The 15,855-nt window shown below is 68.8% G+C and carries 17 protein-coding genes and 1 tRNA gene; 10 read left to right on the plus strand and 8 right to left on the minus strand.

From position 1 onward, the window contains the following. Positions 1-33: 33 nt before the first annotated feature. Both DJ010_RS12690 and DJ010_RS12695 read left to right on the plus strand, forming a co-directional pair. Positions 34-246, plus strand: a complete 213-nt coding sequence (locus DJ010_RS12690; protein ID WP_109694227.1) for a DNA-binding protein — start codon at positions 34-36, stop codon at positions 244-246. After that, the gene (locus DJ010_RS12695) at positions 239-457 is read left to right on the plus strand and encodes a helix-turn-helix domain-containing protein (protein ID WP_211318772.1); all 219 of its coding nucleotides are present in this window, start codon (positions 239-241) and stop codon (positions 455-457) included. The genes DJ010_RS12690 and DJ010_RS12695 overlap by 8 nt, the downstream gene beginning before the upstream one ends. Before the next feature lie 292 nt (positions 458-749). Here DJ010_RS12695 and DJ010_RS12700 read toward each other — a convergent pair whose 3' ends face one another. Both DJ010_RS12700 and DJ010_RS12705 read right to left on the minus strand, forming a co-directional pair. Then, a complete protein-coding gene (locus DJ010_RS12700; RefSeq protein ID WP_109694229.1) occupies positions 750-1,328 on the minus strand; it encodes an STAS-like domain-containing protein in 579 nt (192 codons plus the stop codon). 13 nt (positions 1,329-1,341) lie between these two features. Further along, a complete protein-coding gene (locus tag DJ010_RS12705; protein ID WP_146207337.1) occupies positions 1,342-2,235 on the minus strand; it encodes a hypothetical protein in 894 nt (297 codons plus the stop codon). Between the two features lie 159 nt (positions 2,236-2,394). Here DJ010_RS12705 and DJ010_RS12710 point away from each other — a divergent pair, with 159 nt between their 5' ends. The 6 genes from DJ010_RS12710 to DJ010_RS12735 all read left to right on the plus strand — a co-directional run bounded on the left by DJ010_RS12710 (position 2,395) and on the right by DJ010_RS12735 (position 8,409). Further along, complete coding sequence (locus tag DJ010_RS12710) at positions 2,395-2,694, plus strand: hypothetical protein (RefSeq protein WP_109694233.1); 300 nt, start codon at positions 2,395-2,397, stop codon at positions 2,692-2,694. Between the two features lies 1 nt (position 2,695). Further along, complete coding sequence (locus DJ010_RS12715; protein WP_109694235.1) at positions 2,696-3,160, plus strand: hypothetical protein; 465 nt, start codon at positions 2,696-2,698, stop codon at positions 3,158-3,160. After that, complete coding sequence (locus tag DJ010_RS12720; protein ID WP_109694237.1) at positions 3,157-3,642, plus strand: hypothetical protein; 486 nt, start codon at positions 3,157-3,159, stop codon at positions 3,640-3,642. The genes DJ010_RS12715 and DJ010_RS12720 overlap by 4 nt, the downstream gene beginning before the upstream one ends. After that, on the plus strand, positions 3,632-5,101 hold the full coding sequence (locus DJ010_RS12725; protein WP_109694239.1) for a ThiF family adenylyltransferase: 1,470 nt from the start codon (positions 3,632-3,634) through the stop codon (positions 5,099-5,101). Before DJ010_RS12720 ends, DJ010_RS12725 begins: the two co-directional genes overlap by 11 nt. Before the next feature lie 561 nt (positions 5,102-5,662). Further along, positions 5,663-7,138 carry a tyrosine-type recombinase/integrase gene (locus tag DJ010_RS12730; protein WP_146207338.1) on the plus strand — a complete coding sequence of 492 codons (1,476 nt, stop codon included), beginning with the start codon at positions 5,663-5,665 and terminating at the stop codon, positions 7,136-7,138. Further along, complete coding sequence (locus tag DJ010_RS12735; protein ID WP_109694244.1) at positions 7,135-8,409, plus strand: site-specific integrase; 1,275 nt, start codon at positions 7,135-7,137, stop codon at positions 8,407-8,409. Before DJ010_RS12730 ends, DJ010_RS12735 begins: the two co-directional genes overlap by 4 nt. A 61-nt stretch (positions 8,410-8,470) precedes the next feature. Here the strand turns inward: DJ010_RS12735 and DJ010_RS12740 are convergent, their stop codons facing one another. Further along, positions 8,471-9,652, minus strand: coding sequence for a tyrosine-type recombinase/integrase (locus tag DJ010_RS12740; protein ID WP_109694246.1), 1,182 nt, complete (start codon positions 9,650-9,652; stop codon positions 8,471-8,473). A gap of 135 nt (positions 9,653-9,787) precedes the next feature. On the opposite strand from DJ010_RS12740, the gene DJ010_RS22105 reads away from it, so the two are divergent. Continuing rightward, positions 9,788-9,848, plus strand: a tRNA-OTHER gene (locus tag DJ010_RS22105). Between the two features lie 160 nt (positions 9,849-10,008). Here DJ010_RS22105 and DJ010_RS12745 read toward each other — a convergent pair. Continuing rightward, positions 10,009-11,613, minus strand: coding sequence for a calcium-binding protein (locus DJ010_RS12745; RefSeq protein ID WP_109694248.1), 1,605 nt, complete (start codon positions 11,611-11,613; stop codon positions 10,009-10,011). 133 nt (positions 11,614-11,746) lie between these two features. Continuing rightward, on the minus strand, positions 11,747-12,343 hold the full coding sequence (locus DJ010_RS12750; protein ID WP_109694250.1) for a calcium-binding protein: 597 nt from the start codon (positions 12,341-12,343) through the stop codon (positions 11,747-11,749). A 190-nt stretch (positions 12,344-12,533) separates the two neighbouring features. Between DJ010_RS12750 and DJ010_RS12755 the strand changes: the two genes are divergently transcribed. After that, positions 12,534-13,496, plus strand: coding sequence for a hypothetical protein (locus DJ010_RS12755; protein ID WP_146207339.1), 963 nt, complete (start codon positions 12,534-12,536; stop codon positions 13,494-13,496). 4 nt (positions 13,497-13,500) lie between these two features. Here DJ010_RS12755 and DJ010_RS12760 read toward each other — a convergent pair whose 3' ends face one another. From DJ010_RS12760 to DJ010_RS12770, 3 genes are read right to left on the minus strand one after another with little or no spacing between them, the layout of a single operon-like run. Beyond that, the gene (locus tag DJ010_RS12760) at positions 13,501-14,286 is read right to left on the minus strand and encodes an MBL fold metallo-hydrolase (RefSeq protein ID WP_245927514.1); all 786 of its coding nucleotides are present in this window, start codon (positions 14,284-14,286) and stop codon (positions 13,501-13,503) included. Positions 14,287-14,334: 48 nt separating this feature from the next. Next, positions 14,335-15,051 carry a sterol desaturase family protein gene (locus DJ010_RS12765; RefSeq protein ID WP_109694256.1) on the minus strand — a complete coding sequence of 239 codons (717 nt, stop codon included), beginning with the start codon at positions 15,049-15,051 and terminating at the stop codon, positions 14,335-14,337. Continuing rightward, positions 15,048-15,785, minus strand: a complete 738-nt coding sequence (locus DJ010_RS12770; RefSeq protein WP_109694258.1) for a FadR/GntR family transcriptional regulator — start codon at positions 15,783-15,785, stop codon at positions 15,048-15,050. The genes DJ010_RS12765 and DJ010_RS12770 overlap by 4 nt, the downstream gene beginning before the upstream one ends. Between the last annotated feature and the right edge of the window lie 70 nt (positions 15,786-15,855).

The following is a 15,855-nucleotide window of genomic DNA, read 5'->3' on the forward strand; positions in this document are numbered from 1 at the left end:
ACCAGGGCGCTCGCAGAACCAAGGAGACGGACCATGACGATCAAACCGCTCGGCGTCCCAGACGACTGGGACGACAACCACATCCTGCTGTTCGAGGAGTTCTGCGCGTTCATCCGTACGCCGCAGCGCACCGTCCGCGAGTGGCGCCGCCTCAAGCGCGGCCCGCGCTGGTGGAGGTTCAACGGCAACGGCCGCCTCTACACCACCGTCGCCGAGCTCCGCCGCTTCCTTAAGGCCGGTGAGTGACGTGGCCGCGACCACCGGGCCGACCGACCAGCGCCCGCGGTGGCTGAGCGTCACCGGCGCCGCGCTCTGGGTGAGCCTGTCCGCCAAGACCATCCGCCGCAAGATCGCCGCCGGCGAGCTTCGCGCCTACCGATGCGGCAAGACAATCCGCATCAAGACCGACGACCTCGAGGCGATGATGCGGCCGGTCCCTTCAGCGAACGACTGGTGATACACGACGTACGCCTCCACGATGCCGTCGCGCCGCCGCCACGCTCCTGCTGGTCGAGGGCACCGACATCCGAGCAGTCATGACCGAGATGGCCACGTCCAGGCCTCGCCCACGCGGTCGACGAGCTTCGTCGGCGAGCGCCCCCAGGGTGCACTCTCGTGGCAAGACGAGGTGCGGGGCTGAGCAGCTGGTGTATCCAGGTGATACGGCGACCCGGCGTGGGGACACACAGCGCCCAGAAGCAGGTGGACCGCAGGCTGCGCGCCTCCGGCAAGCAGAGATGGCAAGCAGATCAGGCTGGCGAAAGGGTCCTAGCGTTCGAGGAGGGCCCATCGACGATCTTGTATACGAACTCTTTGCCGCCGCGCGCGGATCCGCTGACTTGTGACTTGTGAAGCGCCCCGGCGTCCGCGAGGCGCTTCAGTCTGTTGTTGGCGTTGGGGGCCTTGAGGTGGAGTTTGTCGCCGATGTCGCTGGCCTTGAACTCGCGGAGTTCTTTGGCGGCGTCGAAAGTGGCGACAAGGATGGGGTCGCCGAGGAGCGTCAAGGTTCCGTCCTCCTCGAGGACTGTGACGGCGATCTTACGGCGTTCGACGCAGACGAGGATTGAGTAGCGGTTGTCTGCGTTGAGGCCGGTCACTCGAACGGTGGTGCCGGTGGTTGAGAAGTCGTGTGAGGTGAGGAACTTGCCGAGGAACTCGTCGGCGAAGCTGATGTTCATGACCTCGACTCCGGTGAAGTCGATGGTCAGGGCGAGGTTCGTGTGTCCTTCGAGAAGGTCGTCGAGTCTTGCTCGGCCCTCTTGTCCTAGTGGCCGTGTGGCTGGGTACTTGCCGAGCTGAACGACGGAAAAGGTGGTCGCGTTGTTCATATCTTCTCCGGTTTCATTCTCTCGATTGAACCACAGTCTTGCTGGTCGTGTTCACCCGATGGGTGAGCCACGCCCATGTGCCTGCGGTTTGATCTGGGCGGTCATGGAGGGTCTGTCGCTGGCTGTTTGTGGCGCCGTGGATGCGGACCTCGCCCTTGCCTGATCGGATCCGAAGGGACACTTCTCCGACCCTTCTGGTGTCTTTGATGACGTCGTAGAGTCCGTTGCCACGTTTGTCGTCGGGCACGCCGGTGACGCCTGTAACTCCGGCCCTCGTGGCTCTGGCGATCGCGTGCTTGTCCTGGGTGTAGAACGCGTACTTCGGGTTTCGTCGTAGGTGTTCCATGATGCCCATGCCGGTGTCGCAGACCGCGAACTCGAGTCTTGGGCCGTCGGTGGTGGTGCCAGTGTGAAGTTGGGCCGCCATGAACGCACCACGTTCACTGGGGCCGTGTTCGGTGGCGTTCCCGATGAGTTCGCCGCAGGCTCGTAGCACGGCGGCGCCCGCTTCGCTGTCTTCGCCGTAGAAGCCCATGACGAGCGGCCCGAGGCGCTCGGCGAGGTCATCAACGTTGCTGGGGTTCAAGGCGGTGACCTCAAGGAGGGATCCGGACTGGTCAGACCGGGTGTCGGGTGGGACGCGGCCGATGATCCGGGGACGGGACGGCAGGTGCCGCAGGACGTCCATCCGCTGCAGGTAGGACGCCATTGCCTGGTCGGTCGGCATCATCAGCGTCACCGGGAGCGCACCGGAAGCTGCCCAGTGAGCCCACGCGACGATGCCGGCCAGGTCGAGCGGGCACGCGAACGTGAGAGCGGTCGCGTCGAGGACGAGCTGGTCTGGGTCCTGGCCGGTCAGGAACGCGCCACCAGCGAGCGGCATCGCCCCGGCCAGATTCAGTTCCACCCCGGGAGTGTCCCGCGCCGCGCCTGGACACGCGGTGACCGACGCACGAGTTGACACGAGACTTGGGCGGCTCTACCGTTTCATTGTGTACAGTGAAATCGATGAGACGGACTTGTTCTTGATCCACCTCAACACGATGGTCAACTCAAGGAGACCCTAATGAACGTCCAGGCAGAGAAGCCCCGGACCGAGGACGACGTCGTCGTCCACGCGACTTTCGCGGCCGCCACGAAGCAGTTCAACGAGAAGTTCACCTCGGCCACCCCGCTCGCCACGGTGCTCGCGGCCGTGCTGGCCTTCTTCAACATCGAGTCCGATGGAACCACCAGGTACTTCTTCGTCGCGAACGGCGACGAGCAGGACCCGAGTACGACCGTCGGCGCGATCGCCGAGGACGGTCCGGGGCACTCGCACTCGGTCAAGCTGTCCCTCCGGACCGAGACGATCTCGGGCAGCTGAGGTGGACTACGAGAGCCAGCTGCGCCTCGAGCGTGACGCCGCAGTGGTGGCCGCCGCGCTCGAGGCCGCCGGTGGCCACCTCGTCCATCGGGTGGCGGACCCCGACGACCCGAACGCACCGGTCGACCGGCCCGGGCTCTACTGGGCGGTGATCCAGCCGTCCGCGCCGGGCACCGACCCCTTCATCGCTCGGGTGTTCTGGTCCGTCTACCCCGACCGGCCGCCGTCGCTGCTTTTCGCGACCGAGGTCGGCGGTCCAACCAACTTCGCCAGTGCGTGGCCGGCTGCGAACGGCTACCGGGCACCGAACGACATCTGCAAGCCGTTCACCGCCGAGGGCCAGGCTCTGCACGGCGAGTGGGCCGCCGGCGTAACCGCATGGCGGTCGGACGGGAACCCGTTCCTGTACGTCACCGAAAACGTCATCGACGACATCAACCGAGTTCGAGGAGCACGCGCATCATGACCATCCTTCGCCTCGGAGCTGACGCCGTCGACGTCCTCGTCGGCGACGCCGCCCGGTACGGCGCCCTCGGCGTAGAGACCGGCGCACTCCTCCTCACGCCGCCCGATGACCCAACGGTCACCGTCGTTGCGCTCGCCGGGACCGCCGGCATCGACCGGCACCCCCAACTCCTGGTGTTCTCCTCCGCCGCGCTGAACCCGCTGTTCTCCTACGCCGAGGACAACAGTCTTCAGCTTCGCGCCCAGCTGCACTCCCACAGGCATAAGGCATTCCTGTCGCACACCGACAAGACCGGGAACATCCGGGTGCCCGGTTTCATCGCCTCGGTCATTCCGAACTTCGCGACTCCGGCCACGGACCCGGCCACCTGGGGTTGGTGGACCTTCGAGGACGGCGACTGGCAGCCCATCGAGCCCGCCACCATCACGACACACACCACCATGGTCATCACCTTCGACGCGGACGGTGTCCGTGAGCACTGACGCCACCAACTACAGCCGCCCGCTGCGCCTCGCGGCCGGCAGCTCTGGTACCGACGAGGCCGACCTCGCGACCCGGCTGGAGAACAGCACCGTCCTCGTCACTGCCGATCCGACCGCCCCGGCGGTCGCAACGACCCTGCGGGTCCTGATCGGGAACCTGCGTCGGCTCCCCCTCCGACTCCACCTCGACCCGAACGGCGGAGACGGGCACCTCGACCCGGACCTGGTCGCCGAGCTGCATCAGCTCTCCGCCGGCATCGACGCCGACTGGTCGCTGGCGTTGACCCGCCCCGAGACCACCACGTTCCACGTCCACATCGGGACGAGGTCCACCTCGGCGCACGTTAGCGGCGTCGCCGACGGCCACGGCGCCCGGCTGCGACCCGCCGGCATCAAGTTCACTCCGCTCCAGCAGCCCGGCACCGGGCTCGGCGGCGTCCTGGCCGGCGCGATGCTCACCGCCGAGGTGTTCAAGGTCGTCGTTGGCGTCCGCCCCGACCGGCACGGACCTGCCCGGCCCATCGACTTCTGCCCCATCACCCTGAGCGAACCCGACGCCACCGTCCGGCCCCTGAAGCCGCTGCACGCGACGGCCCTAATCGGCGGCGGCGCAATCGGCACCGCCATCGCCCTCATCTTCCGCGAGCTGAACGCCACCGGAGCCCTCACCGTCGTCGATCCCGAGACCTACGACAATCCGAACGTCACCACCTACAGTCTCGGCGACCGGGTCACCGCCGCAGAAAAGACGCCCAAGGTGCACCTGGTCCGCGACCAGCTTCCCGGCGTAAACGTCGAACCGTTCGTCGGGACCGCCCGCGACTACATCCAGGCGGTCGACGCCGGCACCCAGCCCATGCCGACCACCGTCCTCGGCGCCGTCGACAGCATCGACGCCCGCCACGAGATCGCCGCCATCCACGCCACCCACACTCTGGACGGCAGCACTGGCGGCGCCACCGGAACGATGCTCAGCCTCTCCGAAGCGACCTGGGCCGGACCGTGCCTGCGCTGCTACTACCCGCATCGTCCCAACCAGGGGCCTACGGTCATCGATGTCCTCGCTGAGCGCACCGGTCTCCCGCGCGACCTCCTGGCCCGAGGCACCGACAATTTCACCGCCGAGCAGCTCGCCGCCCTCGGCGACATGACTCCCGAGGACCGCGCGATCCTGGAGAGGCACGTCGGAAAGGACATCTGCGGCCTCGGGAAGGCGTTCGGCCTCACTGGCGAGAACGAGAGTTTCAACCCGTCCGCCGCGTTCGTCGCACAGCAGGCCGCCGCGCTCGTCGTCGGCGCCCTCATCCGCGGCGGAATCGCCGCTCGACCTAACTACGTCCAGTACGACGCGCTCTTCGGCCCGTACGGCGACATGACGCTGCATCGGAACCCGCGCGCCGGCTGCCGCTGCCAGACCGACGCCGAACTTCACCGCGCCGTCAGGTCCCACCGGCGATGATCAAGGGCCGGTGGACGCGACGAAGACTGCAGCACGCGCCCGGGATAGCTGGTCCTTCGGCGCCGTTCGCCACCAACCCGTCGTGGCGCTTGTCGGAGGCTCTTGGCATCTCTCGGTGCAGACGATGTGAGGGGAGGTGAGCACCATGGCGAAGAGCAGTGGCAAGCCCAGCAAGTCCGCACTCTCGAAGGCTGGCAAGACGCTGGCTTCAAACGGATCGTCGAAGTCTGCCAAATCGCAGGCCGGAACGACTCTCGGCAAGGGCTGACCCCGGCACGCGATCCGTGCGGGGTGGACAGAGGTGACGTGCCCACCCCGCACGCGCGTCCGACGGGTCACTCCGCCGGCCACGCACCTCGATGGCGCACGGCGCGGCGACCTTACCCGTCATTGTTCGCTGTCTCGCACGTCGAACGGCGAGCGCGTCGACCCGATCGGCCAGCCGCTACCCCCGGCTGTCACAACCGTTGCGAAAGATCGAGCGCGCCGGCGACGATCGTCTCGTTAACCGTGTCGCTCTGCACCCTTGCTGGAGCAATCAGCCCGCTTGAGACTGCAGTGATGACAGATAAGGACGCCCGGGCCGACCTCGCAGATCGGATGAGGACGGCACGAGTCCGGGCCTTCCTCGACCCGGACGAGGTAGCGCAGCCCGCGGACGAGTTCGAAGCGCTACTCCTGCGCACCGCCCAGATTCATGTGCAAGCGGTGACGGAGAAGACCCGCTCTGCCTACGCTCGTCGCTGGCGAAAGTTCGAAGCATGGTGCGGGGAGAACGGCTTCACCGCGCTCCCAGCGCCGGCCGAGACGCTGATGCTGTACCTCGCCGCGGCAGGTAACGCGAACGGTGCTTCTCTCAACACTCTGCGCGGCTGGGCGGCGGCCATCAGGCGGATTCACGAGGAGGCGGGACTCGCATCCCCCACGGACGATCCGGCAATGCGGATGTTCCTTCGTGGTCTGAGCAGGCAGATTCCGCCGAGGGAGAAGCCGATGCAGATCTCCGCGCTGCGGATCAATGGTCTGCGCGAGGTCATTCGCACCCTCGATGCTCGGTCTCGTGACGTTCGCGAGGTACGAGATCGGGCAGTCCTGGGAGTGATCGAAGCTGGGGCCATCGTGAACCGGATGCGAATGCTCAACTGGTCCGAGGTCCAGATCGATCGGAACGCGGTCACCGTGACTTTGCTGCCGGTCGAGCGCACCAGCAAGTCGCCGGTCGTCGTTCGCGCAGTGGCTCGAGCTGATGACCATGCGGCTTGCCCCGTCGTTGCTATGGCGGCTTGGCGGGATCTATCGGCGACAGCCGACGACGACGGAGCGGTGTTCACAACGGTCGAGGGGCAACAGGCAACCCAGAAGCGGCTTGGGGTGCGGGAGATCGGCCGGATCAAGCGGACCCGCCTGGATGCACTCGCGGGCGAAGGGAAGAAGGCGTCCTTCGCCGATGCGATGCGACTCCTTGCACAAGGCCGCACGATCGACCTTCGCGACAAGGCGCTGTTGCTTGTCGGCTGGGCAGGGGCTCATCGCAGGGGCGAAGTCGTCGATCTGCGCTGGGAAGACGTCGTCCCCCGAGACGGCGAAGGGCTTGTTATCCACCTCCGCCGCACGAAGACAGACCAAGAAGGCCGCCACGGCGCGAAGGTCGGCATCCCGTACGGCCGGAACCCGCTGACCTGCCCGGTGACGGCCCTCGCCGAGTGGCATGGCCGCGTCCAACAGCAACTTGGAGATGTGGACCCCAAGTGGCCGGTGTTTCCGGGAGTGACTCGCGCCGGCAGGATCGGTACACAGCCCCTGTCCCCAGAAGCGCTCACCAAGGTCGTGCGGAGGCGCGCGCAGGACGCAGGACTGCAGGGGCACTGGGGCGGCCGATCATTGCGGGCTGGATTCATCTCAACCTGCGCGGACCTAGAGATTCCGCTGGAGAAGATCGCCGCACAGAGTAGACACGTCACTCTGGAATCACTCTCCAAGTACATACGTCGCGCGGACCCCTTCCGAGGATCGGCGGCAGGCAAGGTCGGTCTATGAGCGTCGAGACGATCCGGACTGTCAGGAACGGGGTCAGCGAGGCAAGAGCGGCGCGCGCCGAGAAGTGCTTCGGCCAATGGCAGCGGTTTCTCGGAGTCATGCAGCTGCCCGCGGACGCCAGTGGACTCGTCTTGTTCCTCACCTACCTGGGTGAGGAGGAGGGCCTCACCACTCGTCAGGTGAGCGGTCGACTCGAGCACATCGACCTGGCACGGGTCCTACGTGGGGAGGAACCGTTCCGGAGGTTGAGAGATGTCCGTGAGTTCATGCGCGGGCTCGCCAGGGAGGATCCGCTGCGAGCGGCACAGCCTGTCTCCGAGCCGCTCTACAGGGAGTTGGTCGATGCCACCATCCAGGCGGTGATGGCACCGGACGCCGACCAGCAGGCCGCGATCGCGGCGGTCCTGCTTCAGCACCACGTTCGGTGCGGGACTGCCGGTCTGATCCGCCTCCGTTGGCGCGACATCTCGTTGCGGCGTGGCTCGATGACCGTCAGCTGTCCGCCGCCCGACTCGATGTCGGGCAAGGTTCGAGCTGTCCGGGCAGTATCCGTTCAGGCGGTCAATGGGGAACTGTGCCCGGTGGCTGCGGTCGGCCGATGGCGCGATCAGGGAGCGCGCCCGAACGATCGCGTGTTTGCAACGCTGAACAAGAGCGGCCGAGGGCCAATTCGCAAGGCGCTCCTTGTGTTGCGACAGACCGGTGACCTGCGGGCGGCCATTCGATACGCGTCGACGTCGGCATTGCAGTTGCGCGCTCGCGCGCTGCTCGCCGTCGGTTACGGCGCCGCGCTCACCAGTCAGGAAGCGCGGAGCCTCACCATCGGCGATATTGAGACGGCGTCAGAGGGGCTGGTGCTTACGGTGCCTGGTCGCGCGTACCCCTCCGTAGTGAAAAGAGATCCAGGAATGCCCGGCTGCCCCGTCGTAGCCTGGGAGGAGTGGGTCGACGTCCTGAGGGCCCGCAGCATGGGCGATCCCGAGCGCCCGGCATTCACGGGGTTCCACGGGTTCAACCCGGTCGGCGAGCCGATGAGCCAACCTGGCATCAATGCGGTGGTCAAGGACGCGGTCGGCAAGGCCGGTCTGACCCGCGGAAACTACTCGTTCAGCTCGCTGCGATGGGGGGCGATCCGCACCGCTTTCAGGGCGGACGAGTCGATCCACAGCGTCGCTAGTCTTGCGGCGGTCAAGTCTTTCGATGGGCTGGCTCGACATCACCGTCGGGAGCACATCGTGCGTCGGTCTGTCGCAGGACAGCTGGGCCTCTAGCAAGAGGCGGTCAAACCGCTTTGCGGTCGCCGGCCCAGTCACTCGGCAGAGCACCGACCGTTCACTTCGTGCCCCCAGAGGAGCGCCAGGTTTCGTATGTCTCACCTATGCGCTCGGCCAGAGCCTTATCGCGGTCGAGCGTGGCGTGCTGGTAGATCGCCATGGCCGCCTGCGAAGCGTGACCGGCGCGAGCCTGAAGTTCGGCGCCAGTCGCACCGTGTTGACCGGCAATGGTGAGTGCCGTGTGGCGCAGATGGTGGATCGTCAGGTCCGGCCGTCCAGCTGTCTCGCGTGCGGGACGGTAGCGGTCCATCAAGTACCGGACGCTCATGTGGTCGGTGCGGTCGCCGGGGAACAGCAGCCCGGCCGGGCCTTCGGAGGTGTGCTCGAGCAGGTGCTTCTGGAGCATCGAGAGGAAAGGCGGTGGGACGTGGACGGTCCGGATTCCCTTCGCGGTCTTCGGGGAGCTGATCGGACGACCGCAGTTAGGACAAGCGCCCCGGACCGAAGGATTGGCGTCCTTGTCGACCTTGCGGGTGACGTCGATCCGGCCGGTGACGCCGTCAACGTCGTGTCGGCGCAACTCGAGCAGTTCGCCCTCGCGCAGGCCGACGAAAGCGGCGAGGACGATCAGCAACTTCAGCCGGTCGGGCATCGCGTCGACTATCACGGCAAGCTCATCAAGGGTGGCCGGGACCGCCACCTTCTTGACCGGGGCGTTGCTGGCACCGCGGATCTTGGGCGGAGCGCGGTCGATGAGCTCCTCCTCCTCGGCCGCCTGGAGGAGCGACCTGAGCAGGCGGTACGAAGCGGCGTTGGTCGACGCCTTGGTCGGGTCGTGCGAGGTGCGCCAACTCTTGATCTCCCGCAGCGTCACCTCGTGCAGCGGCATCTCGCCGAAGTACGGGAGGATCTGGGACTTGAGCAGCGCACGGTAGCCGCGGACGGTGTTCGGACGCAGTCCGCGCTCGGCGAGGTACCGCTCGGCGAACCCAGCCAACGTGTTGGACGCAGCCTCGCGAAGCCGCCGCTCCGCGGCCTCTTGCCGGGCCTTCGGCGAGGTCCATTGGTCACGGTCGATCAGCGCTCGCTCGGCCGAGAGCCACGCTTCGGCGTCCATCTTCGTCGCGAGCGTCCGGGAGTGCCGGTTTCCGTCAGGCATTGCGTAGCGGGCCCTGTAGGTGACCTGGCCGGACCTGCTCACCCGACGCTCGACCTCGCCGAAGCCGCGACGCCTTGCCATCCCGAGACCTCCCTAACCCCTTGCTGTCTTGGCACCAACAGTATCTGTGGGGGACTGGTGGGGGAAGCGTTGGCAATTGCTGACCACCACCGACCACGTCTGACCTGCTCTTTCAACGCTCAAAACACCGTGATGAATCGACCTGGGATCTTGCTTTGCAAGCAGGGGGTTAGGGGTTCGAGTCCCCTAGGCTCCACCGAATTTGTCCGAGCGTGTCGTCGCTTCGCTCCGACACGCTGCCGGACCGCGGTTGAAGCGGTCACGGTTTGCGGCTGCTTGGCGTCCTTTGGTCGTCGAGTAGGCCGAGGCGCTAGCCGAGGCCGTATCGAGACGCCTGTCGGTCATCGAGACGCCCCTCAGCCGCGGTGGAGGTCCCAGCTCCAGGAGACGTGGCCCTCGGGGGCGTGCTGGGGGACGTAGTTCTCGAAGCCCTGGAGCCTCGTGACCGGGACCTCGCCCAGCGCCTGCCGGTCCGCTTCCGCGATGTTGGTGTTGAGGGCGCGGTACTGGATCGTCTCCGGGGGTGAGCTCGGGCAGTCGACGACCACCTCGGCCACCGCCGTCGTGCTCCAGAGGGTGATCGAGTAGTTGCCCTCGTCCTCGAAGACCGCGACCTCGGCGCGCCCGTCGAGCGAGGCGCTGCCGTCGTAGACGCAGCCCTCGTCGGAGGTGCCGGAGACGGTCCAGGCGATGTCGGCGTCGCCGAGCCAGTAGTAACCGGGGGCGAGCTCCTCGAGGTCGACCGTCGCCGACCAGGACTCGATGATGCCGCCGGAGGGCTCGAGGGTGCCGTCGGCGGTGCCGGCGAGGTCGGACGCCTCTGCTCGGCAGTTGCGCTTGGTCTCCACGTCGGAGCGGCACAGGTCCGGGTCCTCGGGGCTCGGCTCGGGCGTGCCCAGCGGGCCGCCGTCGCAGACGTCGGTGCCCTCGCCGCCGGAGCAGACGTCGACGCCCAGCCCGCCCCAGAGCTCGTCGTCGCCGCTGCCGCCGAGGAGGTTGTCGTCACCCTCGCTGCCGTGGACCTCGTCGGGGCCGGCGCCGCCGTCGAGCTCGTCGTCCCAGAGGCTGCCGTTGATCAGGTCGGCGCCTGCGCCGCCGTCCGCCCGCGAGCCGATCTCGTCCAGTGTGAGGGTGTCGTTGCCGTCGTCCCCGTGCAGCTCGGTGTTCTTGGTGCTGCCGCTCGTCAGCGTGTCGTCGTCGGCCCCGCCGCGGGCCCAGCCGCCGGTGCCCGTGCCGAGGTCGACGTCGTCGCTGCCGGGGCCGGCGTCGACGTAGTCGGTGCCGGCCTCCCCTCGGACGACGTCGTTGCCGGAGCCGCCGAGCACCGGGCGGTCGGCGCTGCCGTCGTTGCCACCGGCCAGGTTGACGGTGTCGTTGCCGTCCCCGGCGTCGACGGCCGCGTCCCGGCCGGAGAAGCCGTCGATCAGGTCGTCGCCGTCGCCGCCGAGCAGCGACACCCGGACCGCACGGGCGATCAGCCGGTCGTCGCCGTCACCGCCCTCGAGGAGGATGCCCTCCTCGGTGGCGGTGAGTCGGTCGTCGCCCGCCTCACCCTGCAGGACGGAGTGCTGGCTGGAGGTGGTGATCTCGTCGTCGCCGGTGCCGCCGTCCACCAGGTCGGTCTCCCCGGTGCCGCCGTCGAGGTCGTCCTCGCCGCCCTCCCCGAAGACCCGGTCCTTCCCCCCGCCGGCGTCCACCCGGTCCGAGCCGGGTCCGGCACAGATGACGTCGTCGCCGCCGCGCGCGGAGATCCGGTCGCCGCCGCCACCGGCCCAGATCACGTCGCGGCCGTTGGTGCCGGTGAGGGTGTCACGACCGGCGGTCCCGACGATGGTCGCGCGCTTGCCCTCGCACCGCGGAGCGGCGGCGGCCGCCTCAGGGGCGGTCGGGACGGCGACCAGGGCGAACGACGCGATCGCTGCGGTCACCAGTGCGGAACGGAGGGACGGGAAGGTGCTCATGCAAGGACGATGACCCGTCCGCGCCCCGAAGTCGCACGATCGGGCCGAGGATCATCCGCAGGAACGACGAAGCCCGGGCCGTGGGCCCGGGCTTCGCAGTGAGTACGACGAGCGCGTCGTACGGGAGGATCGATCAGCCGTGCGCGACGCGGTCCTTGCCGGCGCCACCGTTGATGCTGTCGCCACCGGGGCCGCCGCGCAGCCAGTCGTTGCCGGCGCCACCGGTGATGCGGTCGTTGCCCTTCGCGCCGTTCACGAAGTCGGCGCCGGGGCCGAGGATCGTCACGTCGTTGCCGGCGTCGGTCAGCACCCACATCCGGAACTTCTTCGGCAGCGAGCTGCCGTTGGTGTAGTCGTTGCCGAGACGCGGCCAGACCTGGATGAACATCCGCTTGCCGTCCTTGCGGAACCGGGGCGGGACCTTGCAGACGGCCGAGACGCCCTTCTTGACCTTCTCCTTGAAGCAGCGGTCCGGCAGCGCCTTCTTGAACGAGCCGGTGCGGGTGTCGCGGAACCGGATCGAGTGCAGCTTCTCGACGTACTTCACCGTCAGGTGCTGGTTGTGCTGGCCCGAGATGTAGACGGGCCCGAACTTGGAGTAGCGGATGATCGCCTGACCACCGATGTCGCTCACGCCGGCGTCACCGGGGCCGAGCATCAGAGGGGGCAGCCGGTCGGCGGAGGCCGGCGAGACGCCGAGCGTCAGGGCCGCGACCAGGGCGATGAACATCGTGCTGATAGTGCGAAGCAATGGGGCTCCTCCTGTTTGGGGCTCCCAGGACCATAAGCGCCTTTAACGTCGAGGACGAATCCCCGGATCGGTCCGCGGACGGGACGCGGGACACGCCGCACGTCCGCGCCGACAGCCCGAGAGGCGGCCATCGCGGGCCGACCTGCTCGGCCGTGGCAGACTCAGCGCCGTGAGTTCTGGGGTCCGGCGGCTCGCGCCGTTGCTGCCACTTGTGGCAATACTGGCGGCGGGTTGCACCGATTCCCCCGACCCCGTCTACCCCGAGGAGCCGGAGTCCGAGGCGCTCTCGACCGCCTACGACCCGACCCTCGAGCCGTCGGCCGCGGCCCTGCCGTTGGTGCCCGCCGAGGCGACCGTCCTGGAGGTCACCGACTTCGACCAGCTGCGGCTGACTCTCGGCTTCGCGGCCTTGGACGAGGAGTCAACGCCGGGTGAGCTGGACCGGTTCTGGCGCGCGCTCGACGGCGCCGCCACGCTCTCGGCCGGGCTGCTGCGCCCGGCCGCCGCCGAGCTCGCGTCGTACGGCTTCGGTGCGGAGGACGTGGCCTGGGAGGCGTCGTACTCCGGCGACGCGGAGGGCTGGATCATCGCGTTCCACGACGGGGTGCCGATGGCGCGGGTGCAGGACGCGATCGATGAGGGCGTCGGCGTGCTGGCCGGCGCGACGCTCGACGCCGACCGCGCCCTCGTCACCTCGGAGACCCCGCCCGAGGGCAGCGACAGCTGGGCAGCCATCGAGGAGACCCGCGACCTCGTCGGCCAGGAGGCCAACGCGACGTACGTCGAGCGCGGGTGCCTGCCGTTCGACACCGTGTTCGGCGACGGCATGGAGGGGCAGCTCGCCGAGGCACCGCGCGCCGCGCTGAAGGCGCTCGACCCGCTCGAGGGATTCTCGGTCGCGCTCGGCCAGGACCTGGTGACGGTGCGGCTCGGACCGCTGCGCGACGACGGGTTCGACCGGCTCCGGCTGGCCGAGGTGATGCCGGCGATCCGCCCCGAGTTCGGCGCCGGGTTCAGCCGCGGCGTCGCCGACCCGTCGACGGGGCGGCTCGGCTACGACCTCCAGCGGCCGTCCGCCGCGGTCGAGCTGATCGAGGACCGGCACCTGCCGTTCGCGGTCTGCGGCGACTGATCCGCTAGCGACCGGCCAGCGCGTCGTACTGCGCCTTGTCGTGGGCGCAGAACACGGTGACCTCGTCGGAACGGGACGCGACCAGCTCTCGGAGCCGCTCGGTGTTGGCGCGGCGGGCCTTGTTGTCGACGGCCATCAGCACCTGGAAGGCCGCGAGCGAGCGGTTGCAGGAGGCGGGGGTGCGGACCTGGTTGCGGTCGAAGATCGCGTCGCCGGCGTGGAGCAGCCAGTGGCCCTCGCCGTCCTTCACCGCGACACCGGCGTGGCCGCGGGTGTGACCGCGCAGCGGGATGAGGAGGACGTCGTTGGCGATCGCGGTGACGGCCGGGAAGCCGAACCAGTCGTCACCGGGCTCGGCGTGCTGCTCCCACCGCGGCCCGTGCGCCCACTGCGCACGGAGGTAGCGCTGCTTCTCGCGCAGCGTCGGCCGGGTCGCGGCCTCGAGCTCGGGCCGGTGCACGTGGACCCGCGCCCGCGGGAAGTCGCCGATCCCGCCCGCGTGGTCGAGGTCGAGGTGGGTCAGCGCGATGTCGGTGACGTCCTCCGGGGCGAAGCCCAGCGTCCTCAGCTGCGCCAGCGCCGTCTCGCCGGGGTCGAGCACGGGGCGGACGATGGCGCGGAACGGCTGGCCGAGCCGCTTCGGGTCCGCCAGGTCGTCGGTGCCGAAACCGGAGTCGACGAGCAGGAGGCCCTCCTCACGCTCGACCAGCAGGACGTGGGCCACCATCGGCGGCGACAGCAGCGGGCGGAACGAGGCGCAGTTGAGGTGGTGGACCTTCACGGCGCTCATCGTCGCAGGTCGGCGATCTCGGTGTCAGGGCGGCAGGTCCGCGACAGGTCAGGAGTCCAGGCCGTGCAGGTTGCGCGCGGTCGGGGACGTCGGGACGGTGGCCGGGTCCGGGTAGGTGCCGAACAGCCGGTCCGCCGTCGCGGCGGTCGTGACCGTGAACCAGTAGTGCTCGCTCTTGTAGTGGTGCAGCCGGTGGTTGCGCCACACCGAGCGGTACCACCGGGACTTGGGCCGGTAGTCGCTGTGGAGCAGGTAGTGGGTCCACTCGTACGCCGAGAGCAGCACCAGGTTCGCGACCAGCAGCGAGAACGCGGCCGTCCAGGTCGGCGTCACCGCCCAGGCGACGAGCAGCCCGAGCGGCCCCAACGTGAGCTCCACCTGCCACGGGATGAACACCAGCGGGATGGCGCGCGGGTCGCGGTGGTGGGCGCGGTGCTTGCGCGAGAGCAGCGGGTCGATCTTGATGCCGGCGATCCGCCGCGGCTTCCAGTGCAGGATGAAGACGTGGATGACCCACTCCACGACCGGCATGATCGCGATCAGGCCGACAGGCAGGAGCAGCTCCCACCACTCGCCAGGGCCCGCCAGCACCCGGCCGACGACGGCGGCGAGAAGGTAGGTCGAGAGGATGTACGGCGAGGGGTGCTTCCAGAACTCGACGAACACCTGGCGCATCGACTGGCTGGTGCGCCGGTCCCCCGTGATCCGGGCCTCGTCCCGCGCGACCTGCCGCTTGGCCAGCTCCTCGACGTTCTTGGTGGTCATGCGTCGTCTCCGTCCGTGGTGGCCGACAGGGCGTCGAACGCCTCCATCAGCGCGTCGTTGGTGGGCGCGAGCACCCGCTCGGCGGCCGCGCGGGCCGTGGCGGGGTCGCCGGCAGCGATCGCGGTCGCGAGCACCCGGAAGGGCTCGACCTGGCCGACCTCGGCGGCGAGGACTGCGGCCAGCGCGGGCAGCACCGGCTCGTACGCCGCCCGCAGCCCGTTGAACATCAACCGGAACACGATCGAGTCGGCACCGTCGACGACGATGTCCCAGAACTCCAGCGCGAGCCGCTGCCAGGTGACGGCGTCGTCGGTCCGGTCGAGCCGCTCCAACACGTCGGTCAGCGCGGCCGACAGCGCCGGGCCGCCCCGCTCCGCGGCCAGCGCGGCGATGCCGGGGGCGACCGAGGTGCGGGCCTCCACCACGCTGCGCGCGACGAGCGGGTCGACCCCGCCGTCGCGGACCAGCAGGTTCGGCAGCAGGTCGAGGCCGCCGTACCGCCGGAAGTCGCGGACCGTCGCCCCGCCGCCGTGCCGCACCTCGACGAGGTTGGCCTGCGTCATCCGCTGGAGCGCCTCGCGCACCGCGGGCCGGGACACCCCGAGCACCTCGGCCAGCTGCCGCTCGCTCGGGAGCTGCTCGCCGGCCGCGAGCCCGCCGTCCATCACCTCGCCGAGCACCTGGTCGAAGACCTGGTCCGACACGGACTTGCGGGTCACGGGTTTCAACGCCATGTCGACGACCGTAGACGGTAGATGGCCAGTTGGTCAAGTGGTAATACCAATCGTCCGACGTATCCGCTGG

Origin of the sequence: Nocardioides silvaticus (genome assembly GCF_003160695.1) — a bacterium.
Taxonomy (GTDB): Bacteria; Actinomycetota; Actinomycetes; order Propionibacteriales; family Nocardioidaceae; genus Nocardioides; species Nocardioides silvaticus.